We start from the raw sequence: 23,160 nt of genomic DNA, 5'->3' as shown, positions 1-23,160 counted from the left end.
GTCTCTCTCCTGTAAAGGTCAGGCGGTGCGGGTGGAGCGGAAGCCGCCGGTCGCCCGGTCGAGCAGCGCATTGAGGTAAAGTCCGTTGGCGAGGTGGACGCGCAGGCCCGCGGTCGCCGGGTGGTGCGCCCAGAGCGGGAACAGCGCCTGCGCCACCGCGACGATGCCGAAGGAGAGGAGCGCCAGCACGATCAGCGCCCATTCCAGCGGACCAGCCTCCGGCGGGTTCGGTAGGCTCGATCCCCACAGCGCATGGGCGATTAGCTGGAAGCTGAAGTAGGCGATGGCCGCTGCTGTCGAGGCGAGAGCGGTGCGCAGCGTCAGCGCGCGTGGCGCGGCATCGGCAAGGCCCTGCGCCACCAGATAGGCGACACCGAAGATCAGGATCGCGCCGAGGGCAAGCGACTGCGGCGACTTGGTTACGACGAGCGAGAACAGGCTCGCCACGATGGCGAAGAGCGCGAGCGCCAGAAGGAAGGCCTTGGCCACCGCCGCGACACCGGGCACCGCGACGGGCCCCGGCCGTTTCACCGCCGCCACGGCGCGCACCGCACCGCCGGAGGACAGGAAGGCATGCGCCTTGTAGAGCGAGTGCGCCACGATGTGCAGCAGCGCCAGCGTCCAGAGGCCTAAGCCACATTGCAACAGCATGAAGCCCATCTGAGCGACGGTGGACCAGGCGAGTGCTGTCTTCACCGCACTCTGCGTCAGCATCACCGCTGCGCCGAACAGCGCGGTCAGACCGCCGATCATCACGAGCGCGGCCATCGCACCGGTGCTCGCCTGCACCAGAGGCGCAACGGCGATCAGCAGCACGCCGCCCGAATTGATGATGCCGGCATGCAAAAGGGCTGAGACCGGCGTCGGCGCCTCCATCACCTCGGTCAGCCAGCCATGGAGCGGGAAAGCCGCGGTCTTGAGCGCCGCGGCGACCACCAACAGCGCCACGCCGATCTCGGCGGCGAGTGGCATGCCTTGCGCCGACTTGGCGCCAATTTCCGCCATGCTCGCGGAGCCGATGCTCCAGCCGATCAGCAGCGAGGCGATCACGAGCGCCACGTCACCCGCGCCCCAGACCAGCGAGAACTTCGCCGCCGCCCGCCGCGCCTCGGCACGCTCGGGGTAGAACAGCAGGAGCTGCCGCAGCACCACACCAATGGCGATGAAGCCGAGCACCACCATTGTGAGGCTGCCCGCCTGCACCAGCACCAGCACCGCCGCCAGTGTGGCCAGCATCAGCCCGTGGAAGCGCCCCTCGCGCGCCTCGCCGTCGAGGTAACTCCGCGAGTAGCGCACCACGATCCAACCGACGAAGCTGACGAGAAGCGCCATGCTCACGCTCACCGCGTCGAGCCGCAGCGCCAACAGTGCTGCTCCGCTGCCAATGCTAAACGAGGCGGGGCCCGTCCACAGCAGCGGCACCAGCCCGGCAAGCGCTAGGCCCAGCGCGGCGAGACTTGCCCCTTCTGCGACGCGCGGCAGCAGGCCGGGGCGGCGGCCAGGGTTGATCAGGCTCAGCGCGGCAACCGCCAGCAACACAAGCGGGGCAAAGGCAGAGAGCGGGGGAAGCGCGTTCATCGGTCGACTCCGTTCCGGGCATTTCCGGACGCATAAGGGGATTCACTCTTCCATAAAATTACATCTTTTGCAGCGTATCGTTCTATTTTATAGAAGTGATATGAATCTGCATCACCTCCGCCTCTTCCGCGCCGTGGCAGCGGACGGCACCCTCACCGGAGCCGCCAGGCGGCTGAACCTATCGCAGTCGGCCTTGTCCACCCAAATCAGGGCGCTGGAGGCCTCGCTCGGGCATGCGCTGTTCGAGCGCCGGGGCCGCAGCCTCGTCCTCACCGAGGCGGGCCGCATCGCGCTTGACCATGCCGATGCCATCTTCCGCACGGCGGAGGACCTGGCCGCCGTGATGCGCGAGACCGGCAATGTCCGCCGCGCACTGCGTGTCGGCGCGCTCGCCACCCTGTCGCGCAATTTCCAGATGGAGTTCCTTCATCCGCTGGTCGGCCGCCGCGATGTCGAGGTGATCCTGCGCTCCGGCAGTCAGGCGGAGCTGCTTCGCGAGCTGGACTCGCTCGCCCTCGACGTGTTGCTCACCAATCTCGCACCACCGCGCGAGGCGGACACGCCCTGGCTCGTGCACCAGATCGGCGAACAGCCGGTGAGCCTCATCGGCACGCCGGCGCGCATCGCCGGCCGGCCCATGCAGGCCCTTCTGCGCGAGGAAGCCCTCGTGCTCCCCGCCAAGGACTCAGCCCTGCGCTCCGCCTTCGATGCCCTGATGGCGCGCTATGCCCTCACTCCGCACATCGCGGCTGAGGCCGACGACATGGCCATGCTTCGCCTTCTGGCGCGCGAGGATGCGGGGCTCGCCGTCATCCCGCCGATCGTGGTGCGCGACGAGCTGTCCTCAGGCCTTCTCGTCGAGGTGGCGCGGCTTGACGGCATCCGCGAACACTTCCTCGCGGTGACGCGGGAGCGGCGTTTTCCCAATCCGCTGCTGGCCGGCCTGCTGGCGGCGGCGCATTAGCTCCGGGCCACGGCGGCCAGTGCCGCGGCAAGACGCGCCGCCCAAGTGGCCGCGCCCGCCGCATCGCCGATGAGATCCTGCCGGATTTCCACCAGCACCGCATCGAGGCCGCGCGCCTCGCCGTGGACGGGCACGGTGTAGTCGCTGCCATCCTCAATCTGATAGGGTTGGTTTTCGGCAATGGCCTGGCCGGGCCCTCCCAACGCTTGCGCCAGCGCATGGCCGAAGTCCTGCGCCCGGCGGTAGAGAACGCCCGCATGCCAGGGCCGCGCCACGCCCTTGAACACCGGCGTGAAGCTGTGTACGCCGACGATGACGGTTGCCCTGCCCTTCTCCAGCCGGGCATCGAGCAGCTGCCGCACAGCTGCCTGGAAGGGTTCAAAATAAAGCGCAACGCGCCGCGCGCGTTCCTCTGCCCCAAGGTTCAGGTTACCAGGGATCACCGTGGTCTCGCTCACCTCGGGGATCGAGGTGGCGCTGTCCAGCGGCCGGTTGAGGTCGATGAGCAGGCGCGAATAGCCCGCCATCGCCAGCGGCGCATCGAGCGCCTGCGCCAGCGCTTCCGCCACCTGAGCCGCGCCGATGTCCCAGGCGATGTGACGCGTCAGATCGGCCTCGCCGAGGCCAAGCCCCTTGTGCTCATCGGGAATGAAGCGCGAGGCATGTTCGCACAGCAGCACATAGGGCGAGGACCCTTGCGCATTGATGACGCGCACCGGCGGCGGCAGACGTGCGGTGGAATCCATCAATAGATCTCCGCATAGCGCTGGCACATCGCGGCATCCACCATATCGCCTGCGAGTTCCAATTCCCTGAGCTTCATGCCGGCATAGGTTTCGATGGCGACTGGCGCAAACCAGCCGCGCACGGTCTCGTCCGCCAGCATGGTGTCGAGCGCCTCCGCCAGCGACTGCGGCAGGCGCCTCAGCCCCAGCGCGGCTCTCTGATCGCCGTCGAGGAGCGCGGGGTCGCCGGAGAACAGCGGCGGTGCAGCCAGCTTCTGCTGGATGCCCTCGAGACCAGCGCGCACCATGACGCCGAGCGCCAAGTGCGGGCAGGCGCAAGCATCAGCCGGGCGATATTCGATGTTGAAAGCCTTGGCGGGATCGGTCTTGCCCACCTGGCTCACCGGGCAGATGCGCAGGCTCGCCTCGCGGTCACGCTCGCCGAACCAGGTATAGCTCGAACTCCAGTGATGGGGCTTGAGCCGCAGGTAGGAGATAGGGCTCGGCGCGGTGAAGGCGGTGAGTGCGGGAAGGTGCTTCAGGATACCCGCGACGAAGCTGCCGGCCATCTCCGAAACGCCGCCGGGGCGCGCGGGATCATGCGTTGCAGGCGCGCCCTCAGCATCGCGGAACGAAAAATGGATGTGAACGCCATTGCCCACGCCGTCCACTGCCGTCTTGGGTGCGAACGAACAGCGCCAGCCGCGGTTGCGGGAAAGCTCGCGCACCGTCTCCCTCAGCACCACGGCGCGGTCGGCGGCGGCGAGCGCAGCGGCGGGCGCGAGCGTTATCTCGAACTGGTCCTTGCCATATTCGGGGATGAACACTTCCGGCGAAACCCCAGCGTCGCGCAGCGCACCCACCAGCGCGGGGCCGAAGGGATCGGCGCGGCGCTGCGCCTGCAGCGCGAAGGCGGGGGCCGCGGGCCAGGCGGCGTCCAGCATCTGGAACTCGTGCTCGAAGGACACCAGCATGGCGAGCCCCGTCTCGCGCTCGAGATCGGCCAGCGCCTGTTTCAGGAAGCTACGCGGGCAGCACACCCAGGGCGTGCCGTCGAGCTCCACGATGTCGCTCATGATGATGTCGAGCGGTGTTGCCGAGCCCTCGATGGCGAAGCGGAAACGCGCAGTGTCGTCGGGAAGCAGCCGCAGGTCGCCGGAGGAGCCCCAGGGGTTGGGGTCGGCAATGAGATCGAAAGGCGTGAGCGACATGTTGGCCGGCACCCACCCAACCGTCTTCGTCTGCCCCGGCACATAGGACGAGGCGGCGATGGAGCGCCCGCGGGTAATGCCCGCATAATCCGTCGTGACGAAGCTGATCAGCGGCTCGTGCAGGGGGTTGCCGCTCATGCCGCAGCCTTGGCGATGGCGTTGATGCGCCCGACAACCGTATCGGTGTCGGTAATCCAGCAATAGCCGGCATAGGCCTTCAGCGCATTGTCATGCCGCTCCTGCGTGTAGGTGGCGCAGGCATCGCCCGGCACCGAAACGAGATAGCCGCGGTCGGCCGCATCGCGCACCGCCATGTCCACGCATTGGTCGGTGACCACGCCCGACACGATCAGGTAGCGAATGCCGAGGTTCCGCAGCACATAGTCGATGTTGGTGGAGTTGAAGACGCCGGACGACGTCTTGGGCAGCACAATCTCGTTGCGGATGGGAGAGAGCTCGTCGATGGGCGGGGCCAGGGGATGGCCCTTGGGCACGAGCAGGTTCGACAGCTTGTGGTCGAGCGAGGCATCGCGGCAGTCCTCCGTCAGCGCCTCGATGATGGTGTGCATGACCTGCACGCCACGTGAGCGCGCCGCTTCGAGGATGCGCATCTGGTTGGGAATGACGACCTCGCGCAGGCGGCGGAAGTAATAGTGCCCGGCGTCCATCTCCGGGTGCGCGGGATCGAGCCCCGGCGCGCAGAACATCTTCTGCATGTCGACGAAGAGCACGGCCGTCTCGCCCGCCGTGTAATGTGCCTCGCGCCTGTCCGGCTTGCTCATCGTTCTATCCCTTGCGTTGGCGTTTGCGTCCGGAGAGGCCGGAGGGTGAGTCCAGCGTCACGCTGTGATCGTTGCGCACCTCTTCGAGCAGTGCGGCGCGGCTGCGCCAGTCGGCCCCCAGCCGCCCGGCCACGCCCACGGCGACGGCCTCCACTTGCAGCAATGGCGTCACCAGCGTGTCGAAGGGCGAGGAGGTGGCGGTGGGCGCGATGATGACCACCTCGGCGAATTCGGCGATGGGCGAGGACCACTGGTCGGTGAACAGGATGATGTGCGCGCCGCGCGCTGATGCTTCCGAAGCGAAGCGCACCACGTCGGTCTGGTAGCGGCGATAGTCGAAGACGACGAGTACATGGCGCTTGCCGAGCGAGGCGATCTCGTCCACCAGGTCGGCGGCCGTGCCGTCGAGCAGCCTTGTGCCTTCCCGCAGGTGATGCAGGCAGCGCTGCAATATGCCCGCGAGAAAGCGGCTGAAGCGGCCGCCGAGGCACAGCACTTCCATGCGCGCATCGGTGAGCAGCGCCACGGCGCGCTCGTAATCCGCCGTCGCCGTCTCGCGCACCACCGCCTCGCATTGGCTCAGCGTCTCGGCGAAGAACGCCTGATAGGCATTGGGTTTCTTGCGCGAAGGCGCGGCGGCGGGCAGCGTCAGCGGCGAGCGCATATGCGCCTCGACCTCGGCCAGCAGCGCCTCTTGCATGCCGGCAAAGCCGTCGTAGCCCAGCCGCTGCGCCAGGCGCAGCACGGTGGGGTCGCTCACCCCCGCCTGCTTGGCGAGCTTCGACACGGTGGTCAGTCCGGCCGCGGGGTAATTGGCGAGCAGCACGCGCACTGCCTTCATTTCCGAGTTGGAGAACTTGCGGTTGGGCTCGAGCAGGCGGTCACGCACGCTGCGGCTGGGCTTTCGCGCGGGTGAGTCGCGGTAAACTGTGGCCTCAGTGCTGGTCATCGACTCGAGCTCGGATGGGTGATGTGGAATTCATTACAACAACTCCTGAGGTGCGCGCAAATTGAAACAAATATTGACACCTCCTCCAAACCCCATGTTAGGCTTCGCCCTCGAACACCAAGGACACCCGATGCTGCCCTGGACCGGCGTTCCGCCCCGAGCATGGACCAGCGCCCTGTTGCTTATTGCAGGCGTGGGCGGCCTTGCGCTCGCGGTATCGCTCGCCTTCGGCAACACCGGCGTCAACATAGCGACCCTGGCGCTGCTGCAGGTCGCCGCCGTGCTGGCGCTCGCCGCCTTCAGCGGCAATTCAGGCATCGTCTCCTTCGGCCACTCGGCCTTCATGGGCATCGGCGCCTATGTGTTCGGCGTGCTGGCCATGCCCAGGGATATCCAGGCCTCCGCTCTTCCCAACCTGCCCCAATGGCTGCAGGGTCATCAGCTGTCGCTCGTTGCAGCCCTGCTCGTCGTCGTGGCGGTTGGCCTCGTGGCCGGTATCCTGTCGGGCTTTCCGCTAGCCAGGCTGTCCACGGGTTCGGCGGCGATCGGCACGCTCGCCTTCCTGATCATCATTCATGTGACGCTGATCGGGGCGCGCGATTTCACCCGCGGCAGCCAGACCTTCTATGGCGTGCCGCGCCTCACCACGGTCTATGTGGCCTTCGTGGCGGCGGCCCTGTTCATCCTCATCGCCCGCATCCTCAAGGAGACGCCGCTGGGCCTCCGCCTGCGCGCCGCGCGCGAGAACGAGGTGGCGGCGGCGGCCTCGGGCGTCGACGTCCGCCTGTCGCGCCGCAAGGGCTGGGCGGTGAGCATCGCCATGAGCGTGCTGGTGGGCGCACTCTATGGCAGCTTCCTCGGCGCCTTCTCGCCCAAGGATTTCTACTTCGACCTGATCTTCACGCTCGTTGCCATGCTCATCGTCGGCGGCATGCTCACCGTGAGCGGCGCGGTGGCGGGCACGGTGCTGCTGGCTGGCGTGGTGCAGATCCTGCGCCAGGCGGAAACCGGCATCGACTTTGGTTCATTCCATATTCCCGGCATCTTCGGCCTGCCGCAGCTCGGCATGGGCCTCGCCCTGCTGCTCACCATCTGGCGCCGCCCGCTGGGCCTCCTCGGCCTGCGCGAGATCGGGCCAGACTGGCCGAGACGCAAGCTTGAACCGATGCCGGCGAAGGCCCTCCACACCGCCCCCGCGGGTGCCCCGCTTGAGGTGGCCAACATCACCATGCGCTTCGGCGGCTTGGTGGCGCTCGACGACATCAGCTTCAGCGTGCCGTGCCGCCAGGTGACGGGCCTCATCGGCCCCAATGGCGCGGGCAAGACCACGCTGATCAACATCATCTGCGGCCAGACGAGGCCGACCTTGGGGCGCATCGTCATCGGCGGTGCGGACATGACGGGCGAGGCGCCGCACCGCGTTGCGGTGGCCGGCCTTGGCCGCACCTTCCAGAACATCCGCCTCTTCGACCGCATGACCGCGCTGGAGAACGTCACCATCGCCGCCCTGTCCAAGAGCCATGACGCGGCCACGGCGCGGCGGATCGCGCTCGCCGAATTGGCTCGCCTCGGCCTCGCAGGCCGCGCCGAGGACCTCGCTGGCTCCTTCGCCTATGGCGACCGGCGGCGCCTCGAGATCGCGCGGGCACTGGCCCTCGAACCGAAATTCCTGCTCCTCGACGAGCCCGCCGCCGGTATGAACCCGGCGGAAACCGATGCGCTTATCCGCGTTCTGGAATCGATCCGCTCCGAACACGAGATTGGGCTTCTCGTGGTGGAGCATGACATGCGGCTCATCATGCGGCTGTCCGACCGCATGGTGGTGCTGAACAAGGGCCAGAAGATCGCCGAGGGCACGCCGCAGGAGATCCGCGGCGACCCCAAGGTGATCGAGGCCTATATCGGGACCAAGCGTTCAAGACACTGAGAAAACACAACTGGAGGAAACGACCATGAAGAACTTCCGTTTCACCGTGCTTGCAGGCGCCATGAGCCTCGCCGGGCTCACCACCGGGGCCTTCGCCGAAGATGTGACCATCGGGCTCGCCACCGCCCAGACCGGCGGCCTCGCCTATGCCGACCAGCCTTCGCTGGCCGGCTTCAAGATGGCGGTCGATGAAATCAACGCCGCCGGAGGCCTTGGCGGCAAGTACAAGATCGTCCTCGACATCAAGGACACGCGCACCGATACCGCCGCCACGGTGCAGGCGGCGCAGGAACTGGTCGCGGACGGCGTCAAGGTCATGATCACGCCTTGCGACGCGGACCCCTCGATCGCCGCAGGCCAGATCAGCCAGCCCGCACAGATCCCCACCCTCACCTTCTGCGGCACCACGCCCACCATCACCGAAGCCGTGGGCGACTACATGTTCGGCACCTACCCCGCTGACAACGGCCAGGCGGCGCTGCTTGCCGATTATGCGGCCAGCAAGGGATACAAGAACATCTACATCCTCAAGTCCCCCGACAGCGCCTATACGCTGCGCTTGCCGGAGTATTTCGAGGAGGTGTTCAAGAAGAAGGGCGGCGCTATCGTGGGCGAAGGCACCTACACCATGGGCCAGCAGGACTTCGCCGCCGAGGTCACCAAGATCAAGGCGATGAACCCGCAGCCCGACGCCATCATGACGGCTGCCTATGAGCCGGACTTCCCGGCCTTCCTGCAGCAGCTGCGCGGCGCGGGTGTCGCTGCTCCGGTCATCGGCTCCGACGGCATCGACAGCCCGACCATCACCGGTCTGGGCGCCATCGCCAACGGCATCGTGCACACCACGGCGGGCTCGCCCGTCGCCGGTTCGAAGCTCGCGGCCTTCTATGACAAGTTCAAGGAGAAGACGGGCGCCGCCCCCGAGACCGTCTATGTCGCCACCGGCTACGAGATCCCCTACATCCTCGATGCCGCAGTGAAGGCTGCTGGATCGGTCGACGGCCCGGCCCTGCGCGATGCGCTGGCCAACCTCAAGGACGTCGAGGTGCTCACCGGCAAGGTGACCTATGCCGGCACCAACCGCATGCCGATCCGCGACATCACCATCGTTGAGATCGAGGACGGCAAGCGAAAGCCCATCCTCACCGCCATGCCGGACCCGGCCGACGTGCCGAAGCCCTGATCATGAGCGGCAGCGCGCCAGTGATGCCCGATGCTTGAGGTCTCTGGCCTGAAGGTGAAGTACGGCGAGGTGACGGCCGTGAAGGGCGTCAGCTTATCCGTATCCAAGGGCGCCGTCGTCGTGCTGCTGGGCGCCAATGGCGCGGGCAAAAGCTCCACCCTCAACGCAATTGCGGGTCTCGTGGCCTCCACGGGGTCCATCAGCTTCGAAGGAAAGCCCCTCTCCGGCCAGCCGGCAGAGGATATCGTCAAGCGCGGCATTGCGTTGACGCCGGAGGGGCGGCGCGTCTTCCCGTCGCTGTCGGTTGCCGACAATCTGCACCTCGGCGGCGCGGCCCATGCCTCGGGCGACGAGCTCAAGAAGCGGGTGGAGGCGGAGCTCGACCGCTTCCCCATTCTGCGCGAGCGCTATCGCCAGAAGGCGGGCCTCCTCTCGGGCGGCGAACAGCAGATGCTGGCCATCGCCCGCTCGCTGATGGCGGGCCCGCAGCTTCTCCTCCTCGACGAGCCCTCGCTTGGGCTTGCGCCGCTCATCGTCGACAAGGTCTTCGACCTGATCCTCGGCCTGAAGCAGCGCGGCCTCACCATTCTGCTGGTCGAGCAGAATGCCGAGCGCGCCCTCGAGATCGCCGATCACGGCTATGTGCTGCAGACGGGGCAGATCGTGCTTGAAGGCTCAGGCCCGGAGCTCGCCCGCAGCGATCTCGTCAAACAGGCCTATCTGGCGGAGTGACCCCATGGACATCGTCCTGCAGCAGATCGTCAACGCCATCAGCCTCGGCGGCATCTATGCGCTGCTGGCGCTGGGCCTCGCGGTGGTCTTCTCCATCGTCTCGCTCATCAACTTCGCCCATGGCGAGCTGATGACGGTGGCGGGCTATGGCATGTTCTTCGCCGCTGCCGTGTCGCTGCCATTCCCCTTCGCCGTCTGCGCCGCCGTTCTCTTCGCGGTGATCGCGGCACTCCTCACCGAGCGCTTCGCCTTCCGCCCCATGCGCAAGGCCGATGCGACGGGGTTGCTGCTCACCAGCTTCGCCGTCTCCGCCATCCTGCGCGTCATCTTCCAGAACGGCATCTCGGCCAGGCCCAAGCCCGTGCCGCTGCCATCGGGCTTCGCCGGCGTCATCGACCTCGGCGTCCTCCATGTCGGCATCGTGCCGCTGCTCTCGATCGTCATGACGGCGCTGTCATTGGTGGCTCTCACGCTCTTCCTCAACCGCACCACGCTGGGCAAGGCAATGCGCGCCGCGGCGGAGGATTTCCAGGTGCTGCGCCTCATGGGCATCAAGGCCAACCGGGTGATCGCGGTGGCCTTCGCCGTGTCCGGCGCGCTGGCCGGCATCGCAGCCGTATTGTGGATCGCGCAGCGCGGCTCGGTCGATCCGCTGATGGGCTTCGTGCCGGTGCTCAAGGCCTTCGTCGCGGCGGTCATCGGCGGGCTCGGCTCGCTCACGGGAGCTGTGGCGGGCGGTTTCGCGCTCGGCATCCTCGAAGTGCTGTTCCAGGCCTTCCTGCCCGATGCGGCACTCCCCTTCCGCGATGCCTTCGTGCTGGGCTTCGTGATCCTCATTCTCATCTGGCGGCCGGACGGGCTGATCCCCGCCCCGGCCGCGCGGCGCAGCTGATGACGACTGGGAATTCCATCTATGCCCGGGACGGACAACTCATCGCCGGCCTGCAGAAGCTACGCTTCTTCCCGCTGGCGATCGAGGGTGGCGACGGCGCTTACGTCATCGACGAACAGGGCCGCCGCCTGCTCGACCTCTCCGCCGCCTGGGGTGCCGCAAGCCTCGGCTATGGCCATCCGGCCATCGTCGAGGCCGTCACACAGGCGGTGAAGAATCCCGCGGGCGCCAGCATCCTGTCCGCCACGCATCGCCGCGCCGTTGACCTCGCTGAGCGGATCCTCGCCACGCTGCCGGAGCTCGCTGACCACAAAGTGTGGTTCGGCCATTCGGGCTCGGATGCCAACGAGACGGCGTTCCGCGCCATCGCGGCCGCGACCGGCCGGCCGCGCGTCATCGCCTTCCGCGGTGCCTATCACGGCGGCACGGCGGGCTCGATGGCGATCTCGGGTCACGCCGTCCAATCCCATGCCGCCCGCGCCGAGGGCCTGACGCTCATCCCCTATCCCAACCCCTATCGCGGCGAGGATGGCGCGGCCGTGCTGGCGCATCTGGCCGGACTCTTCGCCACCACCCTGCCGCCCGCCGAGGTGGGCGCGCTGTTCATCGAGCCGATCCAGTCCGACGGCGGCCTCATCATGCCGCCGCCGGGCTTCCTGAAGAAGCTCGCCGGGATGTGCCGCGCTCATGGCATCCTTATCGTCTGCGACGAGGTCAAGGTCGGCCTCGGCCGCACGGGGCAAATGCATTGCTTCCGTCACGAAGGCTTCACGCCGGACCTCGTCTGCCTCGGCAAGGGGCTGGGCGGCGGTCTCGCCATATCCGCCCTCGCCGGTCCCCGCGCGGTTATGGACCACGCCACCTCCTTCGCCATGCAGACATTGCACGGCAATCCCGTCTCCGTCGCGACCGCGTCGGCCGTGCTCTCCGCGATTGAAGGCGAGGGTCTCGCAGAAAACGCCGCCACGGTCGGCACTTTCTTGCGCGAAGGCCTCGAAGGCCTGAAAGCCCGCCATCCCTCGATCGGCGATGTGCGCGGCCGGGGCCTTGCGATCGGGGTGGAACTGGTGTCGGACCGCATGGCGAAGACGCCCTCCAAGCTGCTGGCCGCCAAGACCGTCTACCGCGCCTTCGAGCTGGGGCTCGTGCTCTATTACGTCGGCCTCAACTCCAACGTGCTGGAACTTACCCCGCCGCTGGTCCTGACGCGGGCGCAAGCCTCCGATGCCATCTCCCTCCTCGACAGGGCGCTCTCCGATGTGGAACAAGGCCGCGTGAGCGATGACGCCGTGAAAGAATTCGTGGGCTGGTAGCCCGCGCGCCGAAGGATAGACCCGTGAACCAGATCTCCGTCTTCGACTCCCCCAAGCCCGCCTTCTCACCAGAAGAGGCACGCCACCTGCTGGCGCGTGACTACGGGATCGACGGCACGCTCAAGGACCTGGTGAGCGAGCGCGACCAGAACTTCCTCGTCGACTCCCCCGCCGGAAAATTCGTGCTGAAGATCGCCAATGCGTTGGAGGATCACGCCTTCCTCGCACTGCAGAACGCCGCGATGAAGCATGTGGCGCAGGCCGACCCCACGCTCGGCCTGCAGCGCGTCATCGCGGCCAACTCCGGCGATGGCATCGTCCGGTGGGAAAACGGCACGTCGCGCCATGCCGTGCGGCTTCTCTCCTATCTGCCGGGCGAACTCTATTCGGCGGCCGGCAGTTTGCCCGCCCTGCTCGCAAGCCTGGGCGCCTTCATGGGCCGCCTGTCGCGCGCCCTGAAAGGCTTTAGCCGCCCCGCCGCCTTCCGCCCCGGTTTCCTGTGGAACCTCGACGAGGCCATGGCGGTGAAACCGTGGCTCCCCGACATCGTGGCGGAGCGGCGCGGCCTCGTGGCCCGCATCTTCGCGCGCTACGAGAGCCGCGTGCTGCCGCGCCTTCCCCTGCTGCGCGGCGCCGTGCTGCACCAGGATGCGAACGACAACAACATCGTAGTGGACGCCTCAACCTGCACCGTCACCGGCCTCATCGACTTCGGCGACATGACGCATGGCCGCCAGATCAACGAACTCGCCGTGACGCTGGCCTATGCGCTGCTCGACGTGGAGGACGTCTACAAGTCTGCCGCCCCGCTCATTTCTGCTTATGCGCAGCAATTCCCGATCGAAGCGGAGGAAGCGGATATCCTCTTCGACCTCCTCGCGGCGCGGCTTGCCATGAGTGTCTGCATCTCGTCTCACCGCGCCAAGGACTTCCCCGACAACGGCTACCTGCTCGTCTCGCAGGCACCCGCCTTCCGCCTGCTGGACCGGCTGGACAAGACCAATCCAAACTTCCTCGCTGCCTTCACGCGGCAGGCCGCCGGCCTTGCACCGGTGCCGGCCAGCTCTGCCGTGGTACAGTGGCTGGCCTCGCCAGACTGCCGGCCGCACCCGATTTTCGACATCGACCTCGACCGTTCGGGCCGCATCCTGCTCGAACTGCAGGAGGGTGCGCCCGGCATGGAACATGCCTCCGACGCCGAGGCCTACTGGAGCTGGATCGAGAGCCGCTTTCGAGCCGAAAACGCACAGTTCGCAATCGGCCTCTATGGCGAGGTGCGCAATGTCTACAAGGGCGAGCAGTTCGCCAGTGCCGCCTCGCCCGAATGGCGCGCGCAGCACCTGGGGCAGGACATCTTCATCGCCGCCGGAACGCCGCTCTATGCACCGCTTCCGGGCAAGGTGCTAAGCGTCGCCGACAATGCACTGCCCTATGACTACGGCCCGACCGTCATCCTCGAGCATCGCGCCGGCGAGACCGGTCCCGTCTTCTGGACGCTCTACGGCCACCTCTCGCGCGAGACGCTGGGCATGGTGAAGGCCGGACAGGAGATCGCGGCGGGCCAGCAGATCGCGACGATCGGCGATCGCACGGTGAATGGCGGCTGGGCGCCGCATCTTCATTTCCAGATCATCACCGACAGGCTCGGCCAGTCGGGCGAGTTCCCCGGCGTTGGCCAGCCCTCCCTGTGGCCCATCTGGCGGGCGATCTCGCCCGACCCCAACCTCATCCTCCGTCTCGCGCCCGAAAGCTTCAGCCGCGACGCAACACCGCCTGAGGTGCTGCTGAAGCGCCGCCAGCAGGTGCTGGGCCCCTCACTGTCCATCAACTACCGCAAGAAGCTCAAGATCGTGCGCGGGCGCGGCGCCTATCTCTATGACCACACCGGCCGCGCCTTCCTCGACGGCGTCAACAACATCTGCCACGTCGGCCACAGCCACCCGCATGTGGTGGATGCCCTCGCACGGCAAGCGGCGATCCTCAACACCAACACGCGCTACCTGCACGACACAATCCTCGACTATGCGGAGCGGCTGGGCTCCTATTTTCCCAGGCCGTTGTCCGTCGTCTATTTCGTGTGCTCGGGTTCGGAGGCCAATGAGCTGGCGCTGCGCATGGCGCGCACGGTGACGGGGCGGCGCGCCACCATCACGCTGGACTGGGGCTATCACGGCAACACCAACGGCCTCATCGACGTCAGCCCCTATAAGTTCAACCGCAAGGGCGGGCGCGGCAAGCCGGATTACGTCGAGATTGCCGAACTGGCTGATCCCTATCGCGGCCGCGTCAAGGGCACCGGGGAAAACAGCGGTATCGCCTATGCGGCCTCCGTTGCCGAGAAGGTGGAGCTGATCCGCGCGAAGACGGGTCAGGGCCCCGCCGCCTTCATCGCAGAGGCGATCTCGGGCTGCGGCGGCCAGGTGTTCTTCCCGCAAGCCTATCTCCGCACCGCCGCCGAACATGTGCGGAAGGCCGGCGGCCTGGTCATTGTCGACGAAGTGCAGACGGGTTTCGGCCGCGTGGGCAACCACATGTGGGCGCACGGGCCGCAAGGAGTCGTGCCGGATATCGTGACGCTTGGGAAACCCATCGGCAACGGCCACCCCATGGCCGCCGTCGTCACCACGCCGGAAATCGCCAAGGCCTTTGCCAACGGTATGGAATTCTTTTCCTCTTTCGGCGGCAATCCCGTCTCCGCCGCCGCCGGCATGGCGGTGCTCGACGTGCTCGAGCAGGAAGGTCTGCAGCAGAAGGCGCGCATCACCGGCGATCACCTCAAGGCGCGCTTCCATGCCCTTGCGGAAAGATACCCGCTCATCGGCGACGTGCGCGGCGAAGGCCTGTTCCTCGGCGTCGAGCTGGTGCAGGACCGGGAGACGCTGGAGCCCGCGACAGACAAAGCAAACCTCATCGCCAATGACATGCGCAATCACGGCGTGCTGATCTCCACCGACGGGCCCTTCGACAATGTGCTCAAGATCAAGCCGCCCATGGCCTTCGGCCTCGCCGAGGCAGACATCATGGCGGATGCGCTGGACGCGGCGCTGGGGCGCATATGAGCACCCGCCTCGCGCTTGACGCCTTCTCCAGCGCACATATAGTCGTGCATTTGTGTGGGGCGGGCTTGCGATGGGTCTTTTGAACGGCCAGATCTGCATTGTAACGGGCGCGGGCCAGGGCCTTGGCCGCGCCATCGCCCTCGAGATGAGCCGCGAAGGCGCCACCGTGGTCCTCATCGACCGCAACCCCAATACGCTCGTCGATGTGGCCGAAGAGATCGCACGCGGTGGCGGCAACTGCAGTGTCCATGCCTTCGACGTCACCGACTATGATGCCTATGCGCGCACCATCGCCGATGTCGAGGCGCGCCATGGCCGCATCGACACGCTGGTCAACAATGCCGGCATCAATCCGGCGACCAAAAGCATCCTCGACGACACGCTGGAGGAATGGCGCCGCACCATCGCCATCAATCTCGAGGCGGTCTACATGGGCTCGAAACTGGTGGCGCCGATCATGGCGCGTCAGAACAGCGGCCGCATCATCCACATCTCGTCGATCCAGGGCTTCGCCTCGAGCGGCCTGTGCGGCTCCTACAATGCCGCCAAGGGTGCCCTCATTGCCTATACCAAGTCCATGGCGGTGGAGCTGGCGCCCCACAACATCCTGGTCAATGCGGTGGCGCCCGGTTTCATGGTGACGCCGATGTCGGTCGTGAACGGCGTCGACGAGACCACCACACCCGAATTCGTCGACTGGTACATCGACAGGCGCAAGATCGCGCTCGGCCGCAGCGGATTGCCGGAGGACGTGTCCGGCACGGTGGTGTTCCTCGCCTCGGATTACTGCCGCTACATGACGGGTCAGCTCCTCGTCGTCGACGGCGGCCTGATGAGTACGTTCTGAGCGATCATAAAAGCCAACTGGAAGATGACAGGAAGGAAACGACATGGACGAACGAGCATTGCCAATGTTCACTCGCCGCAGCCTAATGCTCACCTCCGCCATGCTGGCGGGCGGCGCGGCGCTCGGCGGTCTCTCCAGGGGAGCCGCCGCACAGGTCAAGGACATGGACATGTGGTACTGGGGCGAACAGGAGCTCCCCGGACTGCAGAAATACGTCAACGACTCGGTGGCGAGGTACAAGGCCGCCAATGTGAAGCCCATGCTGCAGGACACCGCCGTGGTGATCTCGCAGTTCCAGACAGCGGCCGCCGCCGGCAATGCGCCCGACGTGCAGTATCTGTGGAACGGCATCTACCACATGGAAAGCGTCTGGCTGGGCTATCTTCGCGGCCTCAACAACCTGGTCAAGCCGGAGGTGCTGGCGGCCTCGAACCCCACGCTGCTCAGCCACTTCGGCGGCGACGTCTATCGCACCGGCTGGTATCCGTTGCCGATGTTCTGGTGCTACAACAAGGCGCTGTTCGAGAAGGCGGGGCTTGACCCCGAAGCGCCGCCCAAGACCTGGGACGAGCTGCTGGTTGCCTGCGACAAGCTCAAGAGCTCCGGCGTCGAGGCGCTGGGCGGCGGCATTCAGGATGGCTACTGGAGCGAATGGTACATCACCCACTCGCTGCCCCAGCAGCTCGACAGTTTCGGCGAGGCCGTGGAGCTCTTCATCGGCGACCGCGACTTCCGCGACCCCAAGTATCACGAGCACTGGGTGAAGCTCGAGGAGCTGAAGAACAAGGGCTTCCTCAACAAGGACATGTCGTCCCTCGAGCTTTACCCCGGCATCGACCTCGTGGTGGCGGGCAAGCTCGGCATCGGCCAGTCGATCGGCACCAGAATGCCAGCCGACAGCAAGGCGACCGGCGGCAAGATCGGCTATATGACCATGCCGGTCTTCGGCAAGGGCAAGCTGGCGGCAACGCCGGTGGTCGATGTGCAGGGCCTCGGCATCTCGAAGGACGCCGAAGACCCGGCGGCCGCGGCGGCCTTCCTCGAGTTCCTGCAGTCACCGGACCAGCTCAAAGCCTTCTGGGAGGCGACCAGCTGGCTTCCCTCCAACACCACCTTTGATGCCAGCGTCATCCAGGATCCTTCGGTGCGCGGACTGTGGCAGAACTGGGGGCTCACGCCCAACATTTCCAACGTCACCAATCTGGTGCCGGGTCAGTTCTACGAACGCGCCGCCATCCCCACCGGCCAGCAGATCGTGGCCGGTTCGATGACCGGCGAACAGGCAGGCGAGCTCGCCGCCAACACGGCCAAGGAATGGAAGGACTTCAATCCCGACATGGTCGAGAACTACCGCAAGTGGGCGAAGGACCTCGCCTCCCCCACCTGATGCAACCGGCCGGGACCGATGCGCATGCGCTGGCTCCGGCCTCTCACTCTCGCGCGGCTTCATGACGCCTTCATCCCGGCTCACACCCTATCTCTATGTCCTGCCGCTCGTTGCTCTGCTGGGCTTCGTCTTCGGCTATCCGCTGCTGAAGATTTTCGAGTTCAGCTTCAAGATGGTGCGCGGCATCGACGGGCCGTGGATCGGCTTTCGCAACTATCAGCTCATCCTCGGCCAGTCGCTGTTCTGGGAGTCGGTGCTGCACAACCTGCAGCTCCTGCTCGCCATTCCGGTGATGGTGGCAATCTCGCTCATCGTCTCGGTGCTGCTGGCGGAGCGGGTGGCGGGCTGGAAGCTCTACCGCATCATCGTCTTCGTGCCCTTCGTGCTGGCCATTCCCATCGTCGCGGTGGTGATGAAGCGCATGTTCCAGTTTTCAGGCCCCGTGAACGAGATGCTGCGCTGGATGAGCCTCGACTTCATGGCGCTGGATTGGATCGGCTCTTCCAGTGTCGCGCTGTGGACGGTGATGATCCTCATCATCTGGCGCGAGTCGGCCTTGGGCATCATCCTGTTCCTCGCCCGCCTGCTGAGCCTCGATGAATCGGTGACCGAGGCCGCCAAGATCGACGGTGCCGGCTGGTGGCGCCGGCTGTGGCACATCATCATCCCCGAGATGCGCGGCGTCATCGAATTCTACGTGGTGGTCAGCGTCATCACCATGCTGGCGGCGGTGTTCTCCTACATCTATATCATGGGCGGCGGGCGCGGTGGCCCCGGCACCTCGACCGAGGTCGTCGAACTCTACATCTTCAACGCGCTGATCCGGTCGAGCCTGCCCGGCATCGCGGCGGCCGCCTCGGTGATGCTGTTCCTCGTCACCGGCATCCTTATCTTCCTGCTGTTCAATGTGCGCCAGCGGGCGGAGGCCACACAATGAGCGCGCAGGCCCTGCAGCCAGGCGCCGTGGTGAAGCAGGCCGTGCTGCTCATCGCTTCCTTCCTTGCCCTCGTGCCCACGCTCTACATGGTGCTCACCGCGCTGAAGTCGGACGCCGGGTATGCCGTCGATAAGCTGGGATTCCCGCGGGCGCCGGTCATCGACAATTTCCGCTCCGTTCTGGTCGATAGTCCCTTCCTGCACTGGATGCTGAACAGCGCAGTTCTCGTGGCGGGCTCAGTCATCCTCTCCACCGCCATCTCGGTGCTGGGTGCCTATGCCATCGCCACAATGGCGTTCCGCGGGCGGAACACGCTTCTCGCCGTCTCCACCTCGCTCATGGCGGTGCCGCCAGTCGTCATGATCGTGCCACTCTTCGTGCTTTACACCCGGCTCGGCATGGTCAGCACCTATACGGGCGCCATTCTGATCTATGCCGGCCTCATCACGCCCTTCTCGGTCTATCTGCTCACCACCTTTTTCCGCACCGTGCCGCGCGAACTCTACGAGGCCGCCCACATCGACGGGGCGGGACAGTTCACCATCCTGACGAAGGTGGTGCTGCCACTGTCGATGCCGGCACTCGTCACGCTGGTGGTGGTCAACTCGCTCTATGTGTGGAACGACCTGCTGATCGCCATCATCTTCCTGCAGGATGATGCCAAGCGCACGCTGATGGCCGGCATCAGCGTGTTCTCCGGCCGCTACAACAACCAGGTACCGCTCACCATGGCGGGCATGGTGATTGCCAGCGCGCCGATGTTCATCCTCTACGTGCTGTTCCAGAAGCAGTTCATCCGCGGCCTCATGTCGGGCGCCATAAAGTGAAGCGGGTGACGCTCGAAAGCCCGTCGCTGGAGGTGACGGTCAACCCGCAGCTGGGCGGCGCCATCACCGCTGTGCGCCACAAGCCGACGGGCCTGTCGGTTCTCGGCACCGTGCCGTGGGACGTCATCGAAGCACCCTTGCCCAGCCTCGCCGCGCGCGACGAGCCCGAATGGCTGACGCGCTATAGCGGCGGCTGGCCGCTGCTCTTTCCCAATGGCGGCGATGCCTGCACGGTGGACGGCGTGTTCCACGGCTTCCATGGCGAAGCCTCGCTCGCGCCGTGGGAGGCGGAGCAAGCCGGGGGCGCGCTCGTTCTCACCCGCCGCTTCGCCACGCTCGCCGCCACCATGCGCCGCAGGATGCGCGTGGACGGCGAGACACTGACCATCGCCGAAGACCTCAGCTATGACGGCGATAGGTCCGCCGAGGTGATGTGGGGCCACCATCCAACCTTCGGCGGAGACCTTCTCGCGGCGCCCGTCGAAATCACCTGCGCTGCGCAACACGTCCAGTGTGAAGCGCAATTTGATCCGCCCGCCAACCCGATTGCGCCCGGCGCCGGCGGGCTATGGCCCATGCTTCCCGCGAAGACAGGAGGCCGCATCGACCTCGCTCATCCGCAGCAGCCCTGGGCCTGCGTCGCTTATCTCACCGGTTTCGCCTTCCCCTGGGCCGCCATCCGCCGGATGGACGATGCCATCGCCGTGTTGCTCACATGGGACGGCGCGCGCTTTCCCTGCGCCTGGCTGTGGTACGAACTCGAAGCGACGCCTGACGCACCGTGGAACGGCCGCACCCGCCTCATCGGCATCGAGCCCAACACCACGCCCTGCGCGCTGGGCCTCGGAGAAGCCATCAGACGCCGCGCGCCGCTGCTGCGCCTCAAACCCGGCGCGCACCTTTCGGCGTCGATCACGCTCCATGTCTTCAAACCCAGGGGGCCGGTCAACGGTCCCGCCGGCATCGGCACCCAGCAAGGAACCAAGCCATCATGACCATCGACGCCGTCGACTTCTTCTATCTCTCCATGCCGAAAGTCGAGGATATCGGCGACGGCAGCCAGGATGCGCTGGTGGTGCGCGTCAGCGCCGATGGCGTCGAGGGCTGGGGCGAATGCGAGGCTTCGCCGCTCGTTTCCATCGCGGCCTTCGTGACGCCCATGTCGCATGGCGCCTGCAAGCCCGTGCGCGACGTGGTGCTGGGAAAGCCCATCGGCAGCGCGGCAGACATTGCGGCGCTCCATGCCGCCGTCGAGATGGAATGCATGGACCTGCTGCAAGCTGCCCACACCTTCTCCGGAATCGAGATGGCGCTCTGGGACCTGCTCGGCCGCAAGCGCAACGCGCCGGTCTATGAACTTCTCGGCTACCGCAAGGCCTATCCCAAGCTGCCCTATGCCTCGCAGCTCTTCGGCGACACCCCGGCGGAGACTCTGGCCGGCTGCCGCCGGGCGCGCGAGGCGGGCTACCGCGCGGTGAAATGCGGCTGGGGCCCCTTCGGCCGCGGCACCCTGGCGGAGGACCGGGACCACCTTCACGCCGCCCGCGAAGGGATCGGCCCCGAGGGCACGCTGCTGATCGATGCCGGCCAGATCTTCCGCGAGGATGTAGACGCCGCGGCTCTGCGCATTCCCCTGCTCGAGGAAGTAAACACCTTGTGGTTCGAGGAGCCCTTCCTCGGCGGTGCCTATGGCGCCTACGCGGGGCTCGCCGCGCGGAGCGGCGAGGTGACGCTCGCCGGCGGCGAGGCCTCGCATAACTTCTACATGGCCCAGCAGCTGATCGAATATGGCAAGGTCGGCTTCATCCAGATCGACTGCGGCCGCATCGGCGGCATTGGCCCCGCCAAGCGCGCAGCAGACTATGCGGCGGCGCGCGGCGTCATCTATGTGAACCACACCTTCACTTCCCATCTGGCGCTGTGCGCATCGCTGCAGCCCTATGCCGGGCTCGAGAGCCACCGCATCTGCGAATATCCCTTCGCACCGAAGTCCGTCGCCTGGGAGATGAGCGAGACTCACCTTACGCCCGATGCCAACGGCCTCGTCAACATTCCAGCAACCCCCGGCCTCGGCATCGCCATGAGTCCTGCCGGGATGCGCAAGTACATGGTAGATGTAGAAATTAGCGCCCATGGCAGGGTGCTTTACCGCAGTCCGCCGCTCTAACCCCGGAGAGGATTATCCGCATCATGGCACTTGTCCCCCGCATCGTGGCACAGACGCGCGACCGGCTTGGCGAGAGCCCACTGTGGCATGCGGGCGAACAGGCGATCTACTGGACCGACCTCTATGGCCCCACCATCCACCGCCTGCGGGAGGGCGGCGCGGTGGAAAGCTGGAGGGTGCCCGGGACGAAGCACCTCGGCTCCTTCGTCTTCGTCTCCGGCGGCTGGCTGCTGCTGGCGATCGATACAGGCCTGGTGCTGTTCAACCCCACCACCACCGCCTTCACGCCCTTCGGCGATCCCAACGAGGGCCGTGAGGGCGTCATTTATAATGACAGCAAGCTCGACCGGTCGGGGCGCCTGTGGGTGGGCACAGCGGACCTCGCCGAGGTGGCACCGCGCGGCATCCTCTATTGCGTCGATGCCTCAGGTCGGCCGCACGTCGGCGACAGCGGCTTCGCCGTCTGCAACGGCCCCGCCTTCTCGCCGGACGGCGGCACTCTCTACTTCAGCGATTCGATTGGCCGCAGGTTGATCGCCTATGATCTCGCGCCCGGCAGCTCACGGCTGCGCAATCGCCGCCTCTTCGTCAGCATGGGGCCGGAGGATGGCGTGCCCGATGGCCTGACCGTCGATGCTGAAGGCGGCGTTTGGTGCGCGCATTATGGCGCAGGCCGCCTCACCCGCTTCGCGCCCGACGGCCACGTGCTGACGACGATTGACGTCCCCTGCCCCATCGTCACGTCCATGGGCTTCGGCGGCCCTGACATGACCACGCTCTATGTCACCACCGGCTGGACGCCGGGCGTCGCACGCGCGGAGGATGAGCCGGGCCCGGGAGGCGCCCTTCTCGCCTATGACACCGGAATCCACGGCCTCGCCGAGCCCGAATTTCCCATGCCGCCGCGCTGAGCCGGCGGCCGGCCTTCACCTCCAGAACCTGCACCACGCCCGGGGACACGACCCACGGCAAGCGCCGCAATCAGGATGGCTGCACTTGCGGCGCGACCGATCAAGGCCACGCTGATCTGCCCCATTCCGGAGGCTGCGGCCTGCCCCATAATTATCAACAGGGCGTAGGCAAGGCACGCTCCAAGCGCCAATAGAAGCGTGGTGCTCTTTCGGCGGTCTGGGATTTCCGGCCGATTTTCAGGAGCGGCATGCTGCCAAAAGCTGAAGACACTCGTGCCCACAACACCGGCGATCACCAAAGCTGCGGCCATGACCTGCCCAGCCGACAGGCTGAATGCCCCGAACGCAACCGCATAGAATAAGATCAACACAGGGTGTGCAGCCACGACCGGGGCTACCAAGCTCACGGGCCCCCGGACCAGGGCCGCATAGAGCATCACGGACATCGCCGTAACGCAGAGTCCATGAAGGCAGGACATCACCAGTCCGAACCCGGTGACCCTCAACTCCTCGCCAGTGATGAACGTGAAACCAGTCATCATAAGTGTGCGGAGCATCACGACATAGGTGAAGGCCGTGATGGGCCCTACCGCGTTGCTGGTGGACCGTGCCAGATTGTCCGCCGTCCCTAGAGCATCGGGCGGTCAGATTGAATCTGAAGTCTTCCCAAATCAGTTCTGGAGTGATTCAAGGTAAGCGGAGGTGACCGCCATGCCTAAACCGCTATCGAACGATCTGCGCTTGCGTCTGGTTGAGTGTGTTGAAGCCG

General features: G+C 66.3%; 20 protein-coding genes. 14 read left to right on the top strand and 6 right to left on the bottom strand.

Features of this window, described 5'->3' with window-relative positions; all coding sequences use genetic code 11:
• Nucleotides 1-18 precede the first annotated feature (18 nt).
• Complete coding sequence (locus IOC82_RS12920; RefSeq protein ID WP_290546610.1) at nt 19-1,578, bottom strand: proton-conducting transporter membrane subunit; 1,560 nt, start codon at nt 1,576-1,578, stop codon at nt 19-21.
• Nucleotides 1,579-1,678: 100 nt separating this feature from the next.
• Here IOC82_RS12920 and IOC82_RS12915 point away from each other — a divergent pair, with 100 nt between their 5' ends.
• Complete coding sequence (locus IOC82_RS12915) at nt 1,679-2,542, top strand: LysR family transcriptional regulator (RefSeq protein ID WP_290546609.1); 864 nt, start codon at nt 1,679-1,681, stop codon at nt 2,540-2,542.
• Here the strand turns inward: IOC82_RS12915 and IOC82_RS12910 are convergent.
• The 4 genes from IOC82_RS12910 to IOC82_RS12895 are packed head-to-tail and all read right to left on the bottom strand — an operon-like array spanning nt 2,539 to nt 6,209.
• Nucleotides 2,539-3,288, bottom strand: a complete 750-nt coding sequence (locus tag IOC82_RS12910; RefSeq protein WP_290546608.1) for an N-formylglutamate amidohydrolase — start codon at nt 3,286-3,288, stop codon at nt 2,539-2,541. The genes IOC82_RS12915 and IOC82_RS12910 overlap by 4 nt on opposite strands.
• Nucleotides 3,288-4,616 carry a glutamine synthetase family protein gene (locus IOC82_RS12905; protein WP_290546607.1) on the bottom strand — a complete coding sequence of 443 codons (1,329 nt, stop codon included), beginning with the start codon at nt 4,614-4,616 and terminating at the stop codon, nt 3,288-3,290. The genes IOC82_RS12910 and IOC82_RS12905 overlap by 1 nt, the downstream gene beginning before the upstream one ends.
• Nucleotides 4,613-5,260: an isochorismatase family cysteine hydrolase gene (locus IOC82_RS12900; RefSeq protein ID WP_290546606.1), complete on the bottom strand. Its 648-nt coding sequence runs from the start codon at nt 5,258-5,260 to the stop codon at nt 4,613-4,615. Before IOC82_RS12900 ends, IOC82_RS12905 begins: the two co-directional genes overlap by 4 nt.
• Nucleotides 5,261-5,264: 4 nt before the next feature.
• Nucleotides 5,265-6,209: a MurR/RpiR family transcriptional regulator gene (locus tag IOC82_RS12895; protein ID WP_290546605.1), complete on the bottom strand. Its 945-nt coding sequence runs from the start codon at nt 6,207-6,209 to the stop codon at nt 5,265-5,267.
• 130 nt (nt 6,210-6,339) lie between these two features.
• Here IOC82_RS12895 and IOC82_RS12890 point away from each other — a divergent pair, with 130 nt between their 5' ends.
• The 13 genes from IOC82_RS12890 (at nt 6,340) to IOC82_RS12830 (ending at nt 22,391) form a co-directional block, all read left to right on the top strand.
• A complete protein-coding gene (locus tag IOC82_RS12890; protein WP_290546604.1) occupies nt 6,340-8,136 on the top strand; it encodes a branched-chain amino acid ABC transporter ATP-binding protein/permease in 1,797 nt (598 codons plus the stop codon).
• 25 nt (nt 8,137-8,161) lie between these two features.
• The gene (locus IOC82_RS12885; RefSeq protein WP_290546603.1) at nt 8,162-9,319 is read left to right on the top strand and encodes an ABC transporter substrate-binding protein; all 1,158 of its coding nucleotides are present in this window, start codon (nt 8,162-8,164) and stop codon (nt 9,317-9,319) included.
• A 30-nt stretch (nt 9,320-9,349) separates the two neighbouring features.
• Nucleotides 9,350-10,051: an ABC transporter ATP-binding protein gene (locus IOC82_RS12880; protein ID WP_290546602.1), complete on the top strand. Its 702-nt coding sequence runs from the start codon at nt 9,350-9,352 to the stop codon at nt 10,049-10,051.
• A gap of 4 nt (nt 10,052-10,055) precedes the next feature.
• Nucleotides 10,056-10,943 carry a branched-chain amino acid ABC transporter permease gene (locus IOC82_RS12875; protein WP_290546601.1) on the top strand — a complete coding sequence of 296 codons (888 nt, stop codon included), beginning with the start codon at nt 10,056-10,058 and terminating at the stop codon, nt 10,941-10,943.
• Nucleotides 10,943-12,256 carry an aspartate aminotransferase family protein gene (locus IOC82_RS12870; protein WP_290546600.1) on the top strand — a complete coding sequence of 438 codons (1,314 nt, stop codon included), beginning with the start codon at nt 10,943-10,945 and terminating at the stop codon, nt 12,254-12,256. Before IOC82_RS12875 ends, IOC82_RS12870 begins: the two co-directional genes overlap by 1 nt.
• 23 nt (nt 12,257-12,279) lie before the next feature.
• Nucleotides 12,280-15,315, top strand: coding sequence for an aminotransferase class III-fold pyridoxal phosphate-dependent enzyme (locus IOC82_RS12865; protein ID WP_290546599.1), 3,036 nt, complete (start codon nt 12,280-12,282; stop codon nt 15,313-15,315).
• Nucleotides 15,316-15,385: 70 nt separating this feature from the next.
• A complete protein-coding gene (locus tag IOC82_RS12860) occupies nt 15,386-16,162 on the top strand; it encodes an SDR family oxidoreductase (protein WP_290546598.1) in 777 nt (258 codons plus the stop codon).
• 64 nt (nt 16,163-16,226) lie between these two features.
• Nucleotides 16,227-17,549, top strand: coding sequence for an extracellular solute-binding protein (locus IOC82_RS12855; protein ID WP_290546597.1), 1,323 nt, complete (start codon nt 16,227-16,229; stop codon nt 17,547-17,549).
• 61 nt (nt 17,550-17,610) lie between these two features.
• Nucleotides 17,611-18,486, top strand: a complete 876-nt coding sequence (locus tag IOC82_RS12850; protein ID WP_290546596.1) for a carbohydrate ABC transporter permease — start codon at nt 17,611-17,613, stop codon at nt 18,484-18,486.
• Entirely contained in the window at nt 18,483-19,313 is an 831-nt protein-coding gene (locus IOC82_RS12845) for a carbohydrate ABC transporter permease (RefSeq protein ID WP_290546595.1), read from the top strand. The genes IOC82_RS12850 and IOC82_RS12845 overlap by 4 nt, the downstream gene beginning before the upstream one ends.
• Nucleotides 19,310-20,308, top strand: coding sequence for a hypothetical protein (locus tag IOC82_RS12840; protein ID WP_290546594.1), 999 nt, complete (start codon nt 19,310-19,312; stop codon nt 20,306-20,308). The genes IOC82_RS12845 and IOC82_RS12840 overlap by 4 nt, the downstream gene beginning before the upstream one ends.
• Nucleotides 20,305-21,480 carry an enolase C-terminal domain-like protein gene (locus tag IOC82_RS12835; RefSeq protein ID WP_290546593.1) on the top strand — a complete coding sequence of 392 codons (1,176 nt, stop codon included), beginning with the start codon at nt 20,305-20,307 and terminating at the stop codon, nt 21,478-21,480. Before IOC82_RS12840 ends, IOC82_RS12835 begins: the two co-directional genes overlap by 4 nt.
• 23 nt (nt 21,481-21,503) lie before the next feature.
• The gene (locus IOC82_RS12830) at nt 21,504-22,391 is read left to right on the top strand and encodes an SMP-30/gluconolactonase/LRE family protein (protein ID WP_290546592.1); all 888 of its coding nucleotides are present in this window, start codon (nt 21,504-21,506) and stop codon (nt 22,389-22,391) included.
• Here the strand turns inward: IOC82_RS12830 and IOC82_RS17185 are convergent.
• Nucleotides 22,334-23,005, bottom strand: a complete 672-nt coding sequence (locus IOC82_RS17185; protein ID WP_366935684.1) for a DMT family transporter — start codon at nt 23,003-23,005, stop codon at nt 22,334-22,336. The genes IOC82_RS12830 and IOC82_RS17185 overlap by 58 nt on opposite strands.
• Nucleotides 23,006-23,160 lie beyond the last annotated feature (155 nt).

The sequence above is a fragment of the Aestuariivirga sp. genome (assembly GCF_020252395.1).
Classification (GTDB): domain Bacteria; phylum Pseudomonadota; class Alphaproteobacteria; order Rhizobiales; family Aestuariivirgaceae; genus Aestuariivirga.
The sequence above is the reverse complement of the archived record's forward strand: the minus strand, read 5'-3'. Positions and strand labels throughout refer to the sequence as shown.

Bases quoted from the DNA above. Each gene is read 5' to 3' on its own strand.
- IOC82_RS12845 (WP_290546595.1), top strand. From the start codon at position 18,483: ATGAGCGCGCAGGCCCTGCAGCCAGGCGCCGTGGTGAAGCAGGCCGTG.
- IOC82_RS12830 (WP_290546592.1), top strand. From the start codon at position 21,504: ATGGCACTTGTCCCCCGCATCGTGGCACAGACGCGCGACCGGCTTGGC.
- IOC82_RS12860 (WP_290546598.1), top strand. From the start codon at position 15,386: ATGGGTCTTTTGAACGGCCAGATCTGCATTGTAACGGGCGCGGGCCAG.
- IOC82_RS12905 (WP_290546607.1), bottom strand. From the start codon at position 4,616: ATGAGCGGCAACCCCCTGCACGAGCCGCTGATCAGCTTCGTCACGACG.
- IOC82_RS12850 (WP_290546596.1), top strand. From the start codon at position 17,611: ATGACGCCTTCATCCCGGCTCACACCCTATCTCTATGTCCTGCCGCTC.
- IOC82_RS12915 (WP_290546609.1), top strand. From the start codon at position 1,679: ATGAATCTGCATCACCTCCGCCTCTTCCGCGCCGTGGCAGCGGACGGC.
- IOC82_RS12895 (WP_290546605.1), bottom strand. From the start codon at position 6,209: ATGACCAGCACTGAGGCCACAGTTTACCGCGACTCACCCGCGCGAAAG.
- IOC82_RS12890 (WP_290546604.1), top strand. From the start codon at position 6,340: ATGCTGCCCTGGACCGGCGTTCCGCCCCGAGCATGGACCAGCGCCCTG.
- IOC82_RS12900 (WP_290546606.1), bottom strand. From the start codon at position 5,260: ATGAGCAAGCCGGACAGGCGCGAGGCACATTACACGGCGGGCGAGACG.
- IOC82_RS12835 (WP_290546593.1), top strand. From the start codon at position 20,305: ATGACCATCGACGCCGTCGACTTCTTCTATCTCTCCATGCCGAAAGTC.
- IOC82_RS12855 (WP_290546597.1), top strand. From the start codon at position 16,227: ATGTTCACTCGCCGCAGCCTAATGCTCACCTCCGCCATGCTGGCGGGC.
- IOC82_RS12870 (WP_290546600.1), top strand. From the start codon at position 10,943: ATGACGACTGGGAATTCCATCTATGCCCGGGACGGACAACTCATCGCC.
- IOC82_RS12885 (WP_290546603.1), top strand. From the start codon at position 8,162: ATGAAGAACTTCCGTTTCACCGTGCTTGCAGGCGCCATGAGCCTCGCC.
- IOC82_RS12910 (WP_290546608.1), bottom strand. From the start codon at position 3,288: ATGGATTCCACCGCACGTCTGCCGCCGCCGGTGCGCGTCATCAATGCG.
- IOC82_RS12875 (WP_290546601.1), top strand. From the start codon at position 10,056: ATGGACATCGTCCTGCAGCAGATCGTCAACGCCATCAGCCTCGGCGGC.
- IOC82_RS12880 (WP_290546602.1), top strand. From the start codon at position 9,350: ATGCTTGAGGTCTCTGGCCTGAAGGTGAAGTACGGCGAGGTGACGGCC.
- IOC82_RS12920 (WP_290546610.1), bottom strand. From the start codon at position 1,578: ATGAACGCGCTTCCCCCGCTCTCTGCCTTTGCCCCGCTTGTGTTGCTG.